Source organism: Stenotrophomonas sp. TWI1151, assembly GCF_039673135.1.
In the GTDB taxonomy this organism is placed as follows: Bacteria; Pseudomonadota; Gammaproteobacteria; order Xanthomonadales; family Xanthomonadaceae; genus Stenotrophomonas.
Map to the genome: position 1 here is coordinate 43,480 of NZ_JBDJLA010000016.1, position 15,526 is coordinate 59,005.

Genomic DNA, 15,526 nt, shown 5'->3' on the forward strand with positions numbered 1-15,526 from the left:
CCACACACCGCCGACCAGGCCAATGACAGCCGGCGCTGACGCTCTTCAGGGGCAGAGAAAAGCCAACAAAAAAACCCGCTGCACAAGCAGCGGGTTCTTCGATGTTGCCATTACGTCGCTGAAGCAAGCTCAATCAGAACTTGTAGTTCACACCCAGCATGTACGTGCGGCCCCACTCCACGTACTCCAGCGGTCGATCCTTCGTGCCAGCGTAGGTGCGATACGGCTCGTTGGTCAGATTGCTTCCCTGCAGCAACAGCGTCAGCCCATGCAGACTGCTGCTGTCCGCGAAGGTGTAGCTGACCTGCGCATCCGTCACGTTCTCACCGACCACATACCGCAGCGTCCGGTTGCCGTTGAAGTTGCCGATCTCACCGATGAAATCCGAACGGCGGCGTTGGCTCACGCGGGCCTCGAACCCACTGCGCTCGTAGTACGCCGTGAAGTTGTACACGCGCTCGGACAGGCCGGGCAGGCTGATCGGATCGCTGCCCACGCTGGACGCGCTTTCCGGATCCAGGATCTTGATGTCGCTGTCGTTGAACGTCGCACTGGCCTGCACGCCGAAGCCGCGCAAGGTCTCGGTCAGCATCTCCAGCGGGAACGAGGCGGTCAGCTCCAGGCCCTTGAGCTTGCCACCCTGGCCGTTCTGCGGGGCCGAGAAGGTGCCGGTCGGCAGCACCGGCACGATCATGCCCGGCGGTGGTACGTAGCTGGCCAGCAGATCGCTGAAGTCGTAGTCATCGCGCGACTGCGTGTAGACGTAGGACTTGAGATCCTTGAAGAACACCGCAGCCGCCACATACGCCTTTTCACCGAAGTACTTTTCGTAGGACAGATCGATCGCATTGGCGCGCCACGGATCCAGCAGCGGGTTGCCGCCGCTGCCGCCGGGCTTGCCGGTGGCGGTGTCCACGCCGAACTCCAGGCCGGCGCGCATCTGGTCCACGCGCGGGCGTGCCACCTGCTTGGCCACGGCGAAACGCAGCGTCTGCTGGTGCGGGAACATGAAGGCCAGGTTCAAGCTCGGCAGCCAATCGGTGTAGGTCTTGCCGTCATCGATCGGCAGGATGTTCTGGCCGTCCGGACGCGAGCGGTCGAAGTAGTTGGACTGCGAGCTCTGGTCGGTGCGCACCATCTGCACGCCGATGTTGCCGCGCAGGCCCACCTCGCCCAGGTCGGTGTTGATGTTGGCGCGGATCCAGGCGGTGCTGGTCTTTTCCTGCACCGTCCAGGCCTTGGGAATCAGGTAGTCCAGGTTGGTGACCGGGTTGAAGACCATGTAGCGGTCCACCGCGGCCGGGACGTTCCAGGCGGGGATGTAGCCGATGCCGGCGAAGCCCAGGTTGACCGGTGCGTACTGCAGGTCACCGGCGATGTTGGCATCGCCCTGGTCGCCGAGCAGGATGTTGCCCTCGGCCTGGGTCTTGTCCTTGCGGCGGTCGGCGTAGTTCACGCCCACGTCCACATCGGAGAACCACGGCAGCGAATCGGGCATCGCAAAGGTGGCCTGCAGGCGGGCGCCCTTCAGGCGGTCTTCGACCATCGGCACCTTGCCGTAGCCGGAGCCGTAGATGGTGTTGGTCAGGAACAGCGCGTCCGGGTTGGAATAGTCCAGCCCCGGGCTGATCTGCGAGAACCCGTCCGGCTTGACCACCACCCCGACCGAATCCAGCTGCGGCATCGGCGTGAGCTGCAGGTTGTTCTCCAGGTTCAGTTCGTTGCGCGTGGCCTTGGAGTAGTTCACATCGGCGACAACCTTGACCCGCTCGAAGTTGAACTCGTTGTTCCAGCCGAACGCGTCGATCTTGTCCTTGCGCTTGTTGTACATGCCGCGCACCAGCGGATACACGCCGGTCGCCACGCCGCCGGCGAAGGTGCCATCGGCGTTGATCTGCGGGTTGGTGATCAGCAGGCCCGGGGTATAGCCGCCGTTGTAGTTGCTGAGGTTGACCTCGAACTGGTTGGCGGTATCGATCTGCTCGGCTTCGGTGTGGAACGCATCCAGGGTGCTGGTCCACACGTTCGACGGGCGGAACTGGACGGTGGCCATCACGCCGTCGCGCTCGTTGTTACCGGTGCGGCGCAGCGCCTTGATGCCGTCGGAGAACACCGTGCCCGGGGCCAGGCCGGGGCGGTTGCCCTGGTCGGTCTGCTCGGTGGTCCACGGTTCGTACAGCCCGACCTGGTTCTCCTGGATGGGCATGTCGCTGTGCGCGTAGCCGATCGAGATGCCCAAGGTGTTGTCGAGGAACTGGTCGATGTAGCTGGCGCTGAAGCGGTTGCCGTACGGATCGACATTGGCGGCCTTGCCCAGCGAGCTCTTCTGGTAGCGGCCGCTGATCGCGATCACGCGCTCGGCGAAGCTCAGCGGGCGCACGGTCTGCATGTCGATGGTGCCCGACAGGCCCTGGCCGACCAGGGCGGCGTCCGGGGTCTTGTACACGGTCACGCCGTTGACCAGCTCCGAGGGGTACTGATCGAACTCGACGCTGCGGTTGTCACCGGTGCTGACCACTTCGCGTCCATTGAGCAGCGTGGTGGCAAAGTCGGGCGACAGGCCGCGCACGCTGATCACCTGGGCACGCCCGGCCACCCGCTGGGCGGCCAGACCGGGCAGGCGGCCCAGCGATTCGGCGATGCTCACGTCGGGCAGCTTGCCGATGTCCTCGGCCGAAATCGCTTCGACCACCGAGGTCGCGTCCTGCTTGATCGCGATCGCGTTCTCGATGCCGCGGCGGATGCCGGTGACCTGGACGGTGTCCAGATTGGTCGCCGCGGTGCCGGTCCGTGCAGTGGTGGTACTGGGTTCGGCGGTCTGCGCCGACGCCATCAACGGCGTCAGGGCGACGGCCAGCGCGAGACTCAGCGCGCTGCGCTTGCGGTTCAACATTTTCCCCTCCCAGGCAATGTTGCCAATCGATTTTTTGGTTGCCCGGAGGACCCGGGAGCGTCATGGCGCGGTGGCCGTTGACTGCGTGGCTATGGTAGGCAGCGCATCGGCTGTGGGAATCACCCTGCATACGTATTCAATGACGTTTGCAGCGTTGGAAGCGATTACAGGTGCGTTATTGCAGCCGCACCGGCGTACACGCGCCAGGTAGGTGCCGACCGTTGGTCGGCACGCCGCATCCACGCACGCGGCGCTGGCTGAGCGACTTACAACGGGGTAAAGCGGATCGCCTGGCCGCCGCCCGGTGCAAGCACCAGCGTCAGCGCGTCGGCGCTGGTGACCTCGCGCGTTTCGCGCACGAAGGCGAAGGGATTGCGGCGGAAATCCGCGCCGTCGCCATCGCGGTAGATCTCCGCGCGGTAGCGCACACCCGGCGCCAGGAAGCCCAGCGAGACCGGGAGCACGCGGCCGTGTTCATCGGTGATGCTGCCCAGGAACCAGTCGCGGCTGTGGCGGTCCTTGCGCACGATGGTGACGTAGTCGCCCACCTCGCCGTTGAGCACGCGGCTGTCGTCCCAGTCCACCGCGACGTCCTCGATGAAGCGGAAGGCTTCGCGGTGCTGCTCGTAGTGCTCGGGCAGGTCGGCCGCCATCTGGATTGGGCTGTAGATCGTCACGTACAGCGCGAGCTGCCGGGCCAGCGTGCTGGGGATCGCCTGACCGCCGCGGCCCTTCAGACTCAGGATGCCGGGGGTGTAATCCAGTGGCCCGGACAGCATCCGGGTGAACACCAGGTTGACCTCGTGCTCGGGCGGGTTCGGCGGTTGGCCCCAGGCGTTGTACTCCATGCCACGCGCGCCTTCGCGGGTGATCCAGTTCGGGTAGGTGCGGCGCAGGCCGGTGTCCTTGATCGGCTCGTGCGGATTCACCGCGATATGCCGCTTGGCTGCTTCCTGCACCACCTTGAGGTGATGGCGGGCCATGAACTGGCCGTCGTGCCACTCGCGCCACAGCGGCCCACCGGCCGGGTTGCGACGGTCGACCTGGCCGTCATCGCAGACATAGCCGCTCTTGAATGCATCCACGCCCAGCCGCGCATACAGATCCAGCGCCGCGCCCAGCTGATCTTCGTAGTGTTCGATCGCGCAGCCGGTTTCATGGTGGCCGATCAGGTGTACGCCCTTCTTCGCGCCGTAAGCCGACAGTGCCTCGATATCGAAGTCCGCGGTGGGCCGGGTGAAATCGAAGGCATAACCATTGCCGACCCAGTCACCGTTCCAGCCGGGATTCCAGCCTTCCACCAGTACGCCACGGAAGCCATGCCGGGCGGCGAAGTCGATCACGCGTCGGGTCTTGGCGGTGGTCGCGGCGTGCCGCGGGCCGGTGGCCCAGCTCTCCTCATCCAGATGCATCGACCACCACACGCCCAGGTACTTGGAAGGCTTTACCCAGCTGACGTCGCCCAGCACATTGGGTTCGTTGAGGTTGAGGATCAGGCTGGATTCGACCAGCCCGCCGGCGGTGTCGCTGATCTGCAGCGTGCGCCAGGGGGTGTCGAAGGGCAGGTTTCGCCGCACTTTCCAGCCCTCGGCCGAGGGCGACAGCTGCGCGCGCAGGCGTTGGCCGTCGGTGCGGCGCAGCCACATGCCGGCGTAGTCCACCAGCGCGGCTTCGTGGATGGCGACATGCAGGCCATCGCGGCTGCGCAGCGTCATCGGCGTATGTGCCAGTGGCACCTGATCCAGCGGCGTGCGCTGGTAGAGATATTCGTAGTGAATCGGCTCACCGGCCGGAATCCACCAGGCGGTGGAGGCGGGCGCGATCGCGAACTCGGTCAGCTCATCGTCGATGATCGCCTCGCGCATGCCCGGCTGCTCGGGGAAGTGGTAGCGAAAGCCGAGGCCGTCGTCATAGACCCGGAACACCACATCGATGCGGCGCTGGGCGCCGCTGCGTTCGGCCAGCTGCACGACGACTTCGTTGAAGTGATTGCGGGTCAGCCGGCGCTCGCCCCAGGGCTGTTCCCAGGTTTCATCGACGCTGCGCGACTGCTGGCCCACCACGGCGAGATCCCGGTCCAGGCGGCCATCGCGCAGCTGGAAGCCGAGCTTGGAGCTGTCCACCACGGCCTCGCCGAAACGTTCAACCCGATAGCTGGGGTTGCCGCCGTCCAGTTGCAGCGACACGCGCAGTACCTTGCCGGGCGACTCGACGTTGGCGACAGTGACCGGTTCCGCCGAGACGGTGGCGCTGAATGCGCAGAGGATCCAGCCGAGCAGGGGCCGGCGACAACGTGCGAAAGGCCCGTTTGTTGGATGCGACAGTGACGGCATTTCCCCTCCCAAGGCGGCCGAAAGCACCCCCGGACTATAGCGATGCGGTCACGATTGCCGACCGCCCTGGCCATGAATACGTATGCAGCTCGATGCAGGCTGCGGCGTGCCGTCTACCATGGGCCCAAGGCACCCTGGGAGGGGGCCGCGAGCGCATTGCCGCGAGGCGGTGCGGACCTACAACGCGAGCAAAGGGGAGGGAGGCAACAGGCGCGAGCCGGTTCGCCACTTCGATGCTGAAGATGATCTGCCTGACCGTTGCCCTCGGGGCAGCGATGGGGTCCACCGCACGTGCGGCCGACCTGGACTTCGATGGCCGCCATGCGCGTGCCGAGACCGCCGCTGAAGGTGGCTACCGTCTGCATGCACCGCAGGGCGAGGTGCGCGTCAGCGCGCAGCCGATACGCAGCGAGACCGGCAGTGTGCTGTTCGATGCGCTGTTCGGGCTGGCCCAGCAGGAGATGGATGCCGACCGCGTGGATGCGATCCGCGACCCGGCCTTCAATCACGGTAAGCCCGTGGACTGCGAGTGCTTCCAGACCGGCGCGCGCTGGCCCTATGTGTGGACCCGCGATGTGAGCTTCGCCGCCGATCTGGCGCTGTCGCGTCTGGATCCCGTACGCACGCGCCAGTCGCTGCAGTTCAAGCTGTCCACCGCACGCGATGGGCATACGCCCGGTCTGTTCGTGGCACAGGACACCGGCTCCGGTGGCAGTTGGCCGATCAGCAGCGACCGCGTGGTGTGGTTCCTGGCCGCACGTGGGCTGCTGGATGACGCGGCCTTTGCCGAGCAGGTCTGGCAGGCACTGCAGGCCACCCTGGCACAGGATCGCGAGGCGGTGTTCGAGGCGCGGATCGGCCTGTATCGCGGCGAGACTTCGTTCCTGGATTGGCGCGAGCAGACCTATCCGGACTGGACCCGCGCGGATGTGCGCTTCATCGGCGAGTCCTTCGCGCTCTCCACCAACGTGCTGCATTACCAGGCGCTGCGACTGGCCGAGCAGCTGGCACGCCAGCGCGGCGACGCGCGCGCCATCACGTACGGCGAATGGGCCGATGCGCTGGCCCGCCAGATCGACGCACGCTTCTGGCGCGAGGAGGCTGGCCAGTACATGAGCTACATCGGCGAGGCGGCCCACCCGGTGCCGTACGCCAAGTACGACCTGCTCGCGCTCTCGCTGGGCGTGCTGGCCGATGTGTTTCCGGCCGATCGCGCACGCCGCGCGCTGGCGAATTACCCGGCCGTGGCCGGTGGCAGCCCGGTGGTCTGGCCGCAGGAAGCGCAGCAGCCGATCTACCACAACCGCGGCATCTGGCCCTTCGTCAGCGCGTACTCGCTGCGGGCAGCGCGCCGGTTGGACGATGCCCCGCGCATTGCCATGGAGATCGAATCGCTGATGCGCGGCACCGCGCTGGCCGGCTCCAACATGGAGAACTACGAGATGCGCACGCTGGCCGTGCATGTCGATGATGGCGCCCTCAGCGGCCCCGTGGTCAATTCGCCGCGGCAGCTGTGGTCGGTGGCCGGTTACCTCTCGATGGTGCTGGAAGGGGTGTTCGGCGTGGAAGACGACGGCCGCATCGCGCCGAAGCTGCCGGTGTCGCTGGTGCCGACGCTGTTCGGTGCGCATGACCGCATCCGCCTGGACGATGGCAAACAGCGGTATGTGCTGGTGCGACCGAAGCAGCTTGCCGGCGAGCTGCTGGTGGCGGGTGATATCCAGCGCGACGGCAGCACCACCACAGTGCAGCTGGTGCCGTTGCATGCGACGGGGGCGACACCATCACCGGCCATCCTGCGTCCCTCGGCGGTGTTCGCCCCGGCCACCCCGGCCACCCCGGTGCCGCGCGAAACGACGGCAGGCTGGCAGATCACGGTGCCTGCCGGGCACGTGCTGTGGCGCGACGGCCAGACGCTGGCGCCCACACGGGGTGTCGCCACGATTGCCAGGGACGGTGCCAGTCACTGCCTGAGCCTGACCCGCCGGGAGGGCGCGCTGGAATCGCTGCACAGCCCGATGACCTGCATCGGCCCGCAGCAGGTGCTGGCCGGCGACACGCACTGGCAGTGGACCGCACCGACCGCCGGCCGCTGGCGTGCACGCCTGCGCTACGACAATCCCAACGGCCCGATCAACACCGGCGTGACCGCGGCGGTGAAGACGCTGGTGCTGCAATGCGAGGGTCAACCGGAGCAGCGCCGCCCCATCGTGATGCCGCACAGCGTGGGCGAACAGGACTCCACGGCGGTTGAATTCGAGCTGCCGGCACGCGCCTGCCGCGTCACGTTGGACGAGGGCTTCAACATGAGTGCGTTGACCCACTTCGCGCAGTACAACGGCGGCAAGGGCGGCAGTGAGGGCGTGCTCAATCAGGCCCGCGTGTCCGCGCTGACCCTGATGCCGGTCGCAGCCTCGCCGGAGCCGCGCCCATGAGCCGTTCGCCCAAACCGACGCTGTCGTTCTGGCAGATCTGGAACATGTGTTTCGGCTTCCTCGGCATCCAGTTCGGCTTTGCCCTGCAGAACGCCAATGCCAGCCGCATCTTCGAGACGCTCGGCGCCCCGATGGATGCGGTGCCCGGGCTGTGGATCGCCGCGCCATTGACCGGCCTGCTGGTGCAGCCGGTGATCGGCTACCTGTCCGACCGCACCTGGACGCGCTGGGGCCGCCGCCGCCCGTTCTTCATGATCGGTGCGGTACTGACCACGCTCGCCCTGCTGGTGATGCCGAATTCGCCGACGCTGTGGATCGCCGCAGGCACGCTCTGGGTGCTGGATGCCTCGATCAACGTATCGATGGAGCCGTTCCGCGCGTTCGTCGGGGATCAGCTGGCCCCCCGGCAACGGCCGACCGGTTTTGCGATGCAGAGCTTCTTCATCGGCACCGGTGCGATCGTCGCCAGCTTCCTGCCTTTCATCCTGGCCCACCTCGGCGTGGCCAACACGGCGGCCGCAGGGCAGGTGCCCGATACCGTGCGCTACGCGTTCTACTTCGGGGCGGCGGTGCTGCTCGCGGCGATCACCTGGACCGTGGTCAGCACCCGGGAATACTCGCCGGCCGAGCTGGCCAGCTTCGATGACGCCGAGCCGTCCGCGGTGCACCAGAGTGCGCGCGTGGCAGGACCGCCGCCGTGGGCGCAGATCGGCGGCTGGGTGGCGGTGGGCATCGTGCTGGCCGCCGCCATCGCGGCGCGGCAGGGTGACCGCATGCTGTATGTGCTGGCTGGCCTGTGCATCGCCTATGGCGTGCTGCTGGGTGTGGCGCGCTGTGTGCCGGGGGCGAACATGCTGGCCACCATCGTCGACGACCTGCGTGCGATGCCGCGCACCATGCGTCGCCTGGCCTGGGTGCAGTTCTTCTCGTGGTTCGCGCTGTTCGCGATGTGGATCTACACCACCGCCGCCGTCGCCGGCACCCATTTTGGTTCCACCGATACCGGCTCTGCCGCCTACAACGAGGGCGCCAACTGGGTCGGCGTACTGTTCGGTGCCTACAACGGCTTCGCGGCATTGGCCGCGCTGCTGATCCCGCTGATGGTGCGCTCACTGGGGCTGCGCTGGAGCCACCTGGTCAACCTGTGGCTGGGCGGGCTGGGGTTGATCTCGATGCTGTTCATCCGTGATCCGCACTGGCTGCTGCTGTCGATGGTCGGCGTCGGTTTCGCATGGGCGTCGATCCTCTCGTTGCCGTATGCACTGCTGTCCGACAGCGTGCCGGCGGCCAAGATGGGCATCTACATGGGCCTGTTCAATTTCTTCATCGTGATCCCGCAGCTGGTCGCGGCCAGTGCGCTTGGCTTCCTGCTGCGCACCTGGCTGGGCGGCGATCCGATGCACGTGCTCGCACTCGGGGGTGGCAGCCTGCTGCTGGCCGGCCTGTGCGTGCTGTATGTGCCATCCCAACAGGAGGTTGTCTGATGCCCCGGTATTCGTCGTTGTCGCTGGCCCTGTCATTCGCGCTGTCCGCCAGCCCCGCCCTGGCCATCGAACGCCCGGACTATGTCGGCACGCGCGAGCCGTTCGCCAGCCAGGCGGTCTACTTCGTGGTCACCGACCGCTTCGTCAATGGCGATCCGTCCAACGACCACCGCGACCAGGGCGGGGCGCATCCCACCTTCGATATCCCGGTGCCCTGCCCGGACAAGGTCGATGGCAACATCGGCTACCTCGGCGGCGACTTCAAGGGCGTGCTCGACAATGCCGCGTACATCCGCAACCTGGGCTTCGGCGCAGTGTGGATCACCCCGATCATCGACAACCCGGACCAGGCCTTCACCGGCAGCAAGCCGATCAGCTGCACCAGCACGCTGACCGACCGCGGCAAGACCGGCTACCACGGCTACTGGGGCGTCAACTTCTACACGCTCGACGAGCATCTGCCGAGCAAGGACCTGGACTTTGCCGCGTTCACCCGCGGCCTGCATGCCGCCGACCTGAAGGTAGTGCTGGATATCGTCGGCAACCATGGCTCGCCCGCGTGGACGATGCCGGTGGCGCAGCCGCAGTTCGGGCAGATCTTCGACAAGGACGGCCGCTTGATCGCCGACCATCAGAACCTCCCGCCGCAGCAGCTGGACCCGCTCCATAACCCGCTGCATGCGTTCTACAACAACATTGGCCCGGTCGACGGCAAGGACGGCTCGATCTTCGACGGCAACCTGGCCGAGCTGTCCGACTTCAACGAGCACAACCCGGCGGTGATGGACTATCTGGTCGGCGCCTACCTGCAATGGACCGCGCAGGGCGTGGATGCGCTGCGCATCGACACCATCGGCTGGCTGCCACACCCGTGGTGGCATGCCTTCGTCAACCGCATCCGGGCCGAGCATCCCGGCATGTTCATGTTCGGCGAAGCGTTCGACTACGACGCCAGCAAGATCGCCGAGCACACCTGGCCGGCCAACGCGAACGTCAGCGTGCTCGACTTCCCGCTGCGCGGCGCCCTGTCGTCCGTGTTCGGCAGGGAGCAGAAAGGCTTTGAGACCCTGGCCGAGCCGCTTCACCTGCTGGATGGGCCGTACGCCAATCCGTATGAGCTGATGAGTTTCTACGACAACCACGACATGGCCCGGCTGGATGCCAGCGATGCAGGGTTCATCGACGCCCACAACTGGTTGTTCACCGCGCGCGGCATTCCGGTGATCTATTACGGCTCGGAAACCGGCTTCATGCGCAGCCGTGCCGAGCATGCCGGCAACCGCGCCTACTTCGGCCAGCAGCGCGTCAACAACGCGCCGAAGAGCCCGATCTATGCGCCGCTGCAGCGCATCGCCAAACTGCGTGAGGCCACACCCGCACTGCAGCGTGGTCTGCAGGTCAACGAGCGGCTGCAGGACGATGAAGCGGTGTTCTTCCGCGTGCTGCAGCAGGGCGATACCGCACAGACCGCCCTGGTCCTGCTCAACAAGGGCGACACCGCCCGCACCGTCGAGGTGCGCCGCTATCTGCAGGCCGGGACCTGGCGCGACGCGCTGGGTGGCGCCAGCCAGACGGTCACCGGCGCACTGAAGGCCGAGGTGCCTGCGCATGGCGTGCGCGTGTTCGTGCTGGATGCGCAGGTCGACCAGACAGCGCTACAGCAACAGTTGAAGGCGGCGATGGAGGACCAGCAGGCCCGCACGAAACGCCTGGCGAAGTAGCCGGGGAATGCCCGGTCTGCCGTTCGCGGTGGGCCGGGCACTACAATCGGGCTCGCGATCGCGCACTGCGGTCCTTTTGAGCACGCTCTCCATGTCACGCCTGTCCCTGCGCCCCGCAACGCCCGACGACGCCGAGCGCCTGTTCCATCTGATGCAGTTCTACTACTTCGAGGCGTCGGCCTGGAGCGGAGAAGAAGTACGCTCCGACGGCCTGTTCGACTGTGATCGGAGCGATGTCGAGGCCTCCCTGCGCAACGCCCCGCAGTGGGCGCGGTTGTTGTTCGTCGACGAGGCGCTCGCCGGCTTCGTGCTGGTGGACCGGGTGGAACGGGACGGCCACCACTATCCTGAACTGGCCGACCTCTTCGTGCTGCCCAAGTACCGGCGGCAAGGGTTGGCCGCGTATGTGGTCAACGCACTGGTGCGTCCCGGCGAGGGGCAATGGCTGCTCGCAGTGTTCCGCGGCGACGTGGCTGCGCATGCCCACTGGCTGCGGACCCTGCCGCGTCTTGGTCTGCCCCACGTCGCGCTGGCCGACGATGACCCGCGGTTCCATCTCTACCTGATCGGCGGTCCACCCAGTCTGTAGTGCCGGCCGCTGGCCGGCTCCCGACACGCCCGGCGGTACACTAGCGGCCCCCACCCACACCCCCGCATTCCATGAACGACGCCGCCCCCCAGACCCCGATCGAAACGCTGCTCAAGACCGCGATGGACGGTCAGCTGCCGATCGGCCTGTTCATGAAGGCCTTCGTCGCCTCCGAGGTGGTGTTGCTCACCGGCAGCCTGGTGACGCCGGATGGCAGCGGTTTCGATCCGCTGCTGTTCGACAAGCAGGGCGTGCTGCACGTGTCCGTGTTCACCGATATGAGCCGCGTCGGTGTCCACAGTCAGCAGGCCCCGCATACCATCCGCATGCTGATGCTGGAGGTGCTCAGGCGCGTCCCCGGCGGCTACGGCGTGGTGATCAATCCGGGCACCTCGCTGGGCTTTGAAATCTCGCCGTCCGGCGTCGGCGAAATCCTCAAGGACTTCGCTGACGCCCCGCGCTGACGCTGCGTTTTACTGCAGCGTCACCTTCCGCCGGTTATCCGACGACACCCGATCGATCAGTTTGTTGTACGGATCAAAGCCTGCCTCATCCGGCTTGCCCTCCACCGTCACCGTGATGGAGGGATTGGCCTCGGTGACGTGGTGGCGCTGCAGGTACAGCACCTTCTGATCGCGCTCCTTGCCCGACGGCGCATTGGCGAACACGCCCACCTCGATCCAGTCGTCCATCGTACCGGCGGTCTCCTTGCCGCCACCGTCGGCATAGCGCTTCTCGGCGTGCAGCTTCAAGGTGACGTCGTACTTTCCATCGGCACGCTTCTGCACGCTCGCGGTGAGGACACGGTTGTCGTAGAAGCTGATCTTCTCGAACAGGTCCGTCACCAGCTGCTGGCGGTCGGCCGGCGTCTCGGCGCGGATGTAGGTGAGCAGTTCGGTGGAGGTGGTGTAGGGCGGCGGCTGGAAGCCCTTGTCCTGCAGATAGCGCTTGAGGGCGCGATTGAGGGCGGCTTCGCCGATCTCCTCACGCAGCCGGTAGAACGCCAGCGAGCCCTTCCGGTAGTGGATGTACTGCTGGTTCTCCACCCGTGCCAGCGGCAGTTCTTCCACGCCTTCGCCACCACGCCCGGACAGGTACCCGTCCAGCTCGTTCTTGAGGAACTGGCGCATGTGCTGTCGGCCGTACTCCTTCTCCATCACCATCAGCGCCGAGTACTGCGACAGCGACTCGGACAGCATCGTGGCGCCCTGTACGTTGGCACCGATCACCTGGTGCGCCCACCACTGGTGTGCGATCTCATGTGCGGTGACATAGAACACGTAGTCCACCTTGTCCGGATCGCGCAGGTCGGCGATGAAACCGATCGATTCGGAGTAGGGGATCGTGTTGGCGAAGGACTGCGCGAAGCTCTGGTAGCCCGGGAATTCGATGATGCGCACCTGACGGTGCTGGTAGGGCGTGAAGTTGGCTTCGTAATACGCCAGCGACTTCTGCACCGCATCGATCATGCGGTCCACGTTGTAGCCGTGCTGGGGGTCGTAGTAGATCTCGACCGGAATGCCCTTGTAGGCCGCGCGTTTCACTTCCCAGCGGGCAGACAGGTAGGCGTAGAAGTTCAGCATCGGCCGGTCCATGGCATAGCTGAAGCAGCGGCGGCCGTTCACGGTCGTCTCCCGCACCAGGTATCCCGGTGCCAGCGCAACCTGGTCCGGCGCGGTGCAGATGGTGCTGCGGAAGTCCAGCCAGTCGGCATCGTCGCTGACGTAGTTGTTGGCGCGTGCGGCCTGGTCCTCCAACTTGGGCATGCGGGTCGGCTCGCCAAGGCCGCGCTTGCGACGCTCGTTGCGGTCGGTGATCTGTACGCGCTGGTTGTAGCCGAACGACGGCAGATCGCTGCTGTTGAAGAAGCTGCCGTTGTCGACCAGGTTGGTCGGTGCCTGATGCGCGGTGATGCCGTCCGGATGCTGGTTGATGCGGAAGTGGATACGGCGTTCCTCACCGGGCTGCAGCGGCTTGGCCAGCCGGTAGATGCGATAGCCCAGATCAGCGTCGTGCATGGACAACGTTTCGCCCCCCAGGTCGACCAGGTTCAACTGCCTGTCATCGTCCATCGACACATGGATCTGATCGATGGGCGCGGCATGGGTATTGCGCACCGTCCAGTAAGCATCGACGACCATCGACTGGGTTTCCGGCGACAGGTCGATCCGGTTGTCCACTGCCACGATGCGTGGCTGCGGCAGATCACGGTAGCGCGACAGATCGCGTTCGTAGCGGGCCTGCAGGTCCAGCTGCTGATCGGGCGAGCGGAACTCGTTGCGGATGTTGGTGCTCCAGTACAGCCAGCCACCCACCCCGATGAAGGCCAACGTGGCCACCACTGCACCGAGTCCAGTCGGGCCGCGCAGGCGGCGCCCGGCCAGCACCAGCCGCTGCCGCACACCATTGCCGACGCCGCGTACCCAGAAGGCCGAGGCGACGCACAACAGGGCCAGCAGGAACAGCGCCCAATACCCTTGGAACGCCAGTTGCCCCGGCAGGAAGTGACCGTAGCCGTTCATGTCCGAGTACGGCGCGATCGGCCAGCTGCCGAAGTTGTACAGGTTCTGCGTGTAGTCGAGCATGCCCAGCACCGCCTGCCCGATCATCACCACGATCAGCAGTGCGTAGCCGACGAACTTGTTGTTGGTCAGCACTTGCAGCACCAGCGCCAGCCCACCCATCAGCAGATAGACCACCGAATCCAGCGCGAGCATCTTGAGATACACCAGCGGCTCGATGTGGGTGTAGCCCTTGGCCAGCTGCACGCCGATCGCGGCCAGCGCGCCGATGGCCTGGAAGCAGGCGATCACCGCCACCAGCGTGGCGAACTTGGCCAGCAACGGCACCCAGTTGGGCACCGGCATCGCATCGGTGACGTCACTGATGCGGGCGGTGCGTTCCTTCCAGACCAGCTCGCCGGCGAAGAACAGCACGATGATGATCAGCAGCCAGCTGTAGGTGCCTTGCAGCGCGGTCAGCATTTCCGAGGTGACCGGCCAGATCGGCGTGCCATACATCGTCTGGCGGAACAGGGCGCCGGGCAGGAAGTTGCACAGCCCCAGCACCAGCAGTACCAGGAAGGGCACGCTGCGCACCACGCCAGCCGTATCAAAGCGAACCTGATGCAGGAACTGGCGCCAGGCGGTGCCGACACCGCTGCCGGGCACCACGCGTGGCACCGTGACCTGGGCCGGGCGCAGCGACGGGGGGCTCGTTGCCGCGGCGGCTTTACGGCCCCAGCGACGACCGGCACTGCCGCTGCGCTCGGTGCGGAACAAGGCAAACGTCGCAGCGAACAGCGCTGCCGCCACACCCAGCCACAGCGCACGGTTGGCCAGTAGTTGCCCGGCGACGGAAGGCAAGCCGGAGTTGCGTTCGGCCACCGACCAGTAACGGATGGTCCGCGACAACGCGCGCAGGCCGAGCGGCTCGCTCAGCACCGCAATCCAGGTGTTGTCGATGTCGCGGAGCAGGGCCGCGCTGACGCCGTACAGCACGAAGTAGGCGATCACGCCGATGTAGACCCACAGGATCGAGCGGGTGGTGGCCGCCAGCAAGGCCAGCAGGGCCGTGGTGAAGATCAGGTTCGGAATCACGATGACGCCGAATGCCCAGACATAGCTGTACAGCGAGACCGGGCCCATACGGGCCGGGTCGACCCAGGGCATGAACGGCCCCAGCGCCATGCCGGCGGCAATGATCACGTACACCAGCAGCCCGCTGACCAGCGCGGCGCCGATGCGTCCGGCCAGGTAATCGCGGCGTTTGATCGGGCTGGCGAAGATCAATTCGGCGGTGCCGAGATCGAAGTCGCGCAGCAGCGCATTGCTGACGAACAGCGTGGAGACCAGCATGCCGAGCAGAGTGAAGATGCCCAGCATCGAAGCGATGACGGTCGGTGCATTGGTGTGCACGTTGCCGGTGCCACCGCCGATCTGTATCGCGTCGGACGACGCGGCACCGAAGGCCATCAAGGCGAACAGGCCCGCCAGCAGCCACAGCAGCGGGGAACGGAGCTGCTCGCGCAGCTCGAAACGGAAGAAGGCAGCGATCATGGGCCGGCTCCGG

Annotated in this window: 8 protein-coding genes; 5 read left to right on the plus strand and 3 right to left on the minus strand. The window is 66.2% G+C overall.

All coding sequences use genetic code 11. The features are described 5' to 3' along the window. Nucleotides 1-133: 133 nt before the first annotated feature. Together ABE422_RS16800 and ABE422_RS16805 are read right to left on the minus strand one after the other, a co-directional pair. Complete coding sequence (locus ABE422_RS16800) at nucleotides 134-2,893, minus strand: TonB-dependent receptor (protein WP_313217511.1); 2,760 nt, start codon at nucleotides 2,891-2,893, stop codon at nucleotides 134-136. 266 nt (nucleotides 2,894-3,159) lie between these two features. Further along, nucleotides 3,160-5,226: a glycoside hydrolase family 97 protein gene (locus ABE422_RS16805; RefSeq protein WP_346483370.1), complete on the minus strand. Its 2,067-nt coding sequence runs from the start codon at nucleotides 5,224-5,226 to the stop codon at nucleotides 3,160-3,162. A 233-nt stretch (nucleotides 5,227-5,459) separates the two neighbouring features. Between ABE422_RS16805 and ABE422_RS16810 the strand changes: the two genes are divergently transcribed. From ABE422_RS16810 to ABE422_RS16830, 5 genes are all read left to right on the plus strand, one after another. Continuing rightward, nucleotides 5,460-7,661, plus strand: coding sequence for a Six-hairpin glycosidase-like protein (locus tag ABE422_RS16810; RefSeq protein WP_346483371.1), 2,202 nt, complete (start codon nucleotides 5,460-5,462; stop codon nucleotides 7,659-7,661). After that, on the plus strand, nucleotides 7,658-9,145 hold the full coding sequence (locus tag ABE422_RS16815; RefSeq protein WP_346483372.1) for an MFS transporter: 1,488 nt from the start codon (nucleotides 7,658-7,660) through the stop codon (nucleotides 9,143-9,145). The genes ABE422_RS16810 and ABE422_RS16815 overlap by 4 nt, the downstream gene beginning before the upstream one ends. Beyond that, nucleotides 9,145-10,866, plus strand: a complete 1,722-nt coding sequence (locus tag ABE422_RS16820) for an alpha-amylase family glycosyl hydrolase (RefSeq protein ID WP_346483373.1) — start codon at nucleotides 9,145-9,147, stop codon at nucleotides 10,864-10,866. Before ABE422_RS16815 ends, ABE422_RS16820 begins: the two co-directional genes overlap by 1 nt. 91 nt (nucleotides 10,867-10,957) lie before the next feature. Then, nucleotides 10,958-11,455 carry a GNAT family N-acetyltransferase gene (locus ABE422_RS16825; protein WP_313212077.1) on the plus strand — a complete coding sequence of 166 codons (498 nt, stop codon included), beginning with the start codon at nucleotides 10,958-10,960 and terminating at the stop codon, nucleotides 11,453-11,455. A gap of 71 nt (nucleotides 11,456-11,526) precedes the next feature. Beyond that, nucleotides 11,527-11,919, plus strand: a complete 393-nt coding sequence (locus ABE422_RS16830; RefSeq protein ID WP_346483374.1) for an SseB family protein — start codon at nucleotides 11,527-11,529, stop codon at nucleotides 11,917-11,919. Between the two features lie 9 nt (nucleotides 11,920-11,928). Here ABE422_RS16830 and ABE422_RS16835 read toward each other — a convergent pair whose 3' ends face one another. Continuing rightward, nucleotides 11,929-15,513, minus strand: a complete 3,585-nt coding sequence (locus ABE422_RS16835) for a M1 family aminopeptidase (RefSeq protein WP_346483375.1) — start codon at nucleotides 15,511-15,513, stop codon at nucleotides 11,929-11,931. Nucleotides 15,514-15,526: the final 13 nt, after the last annotated feature.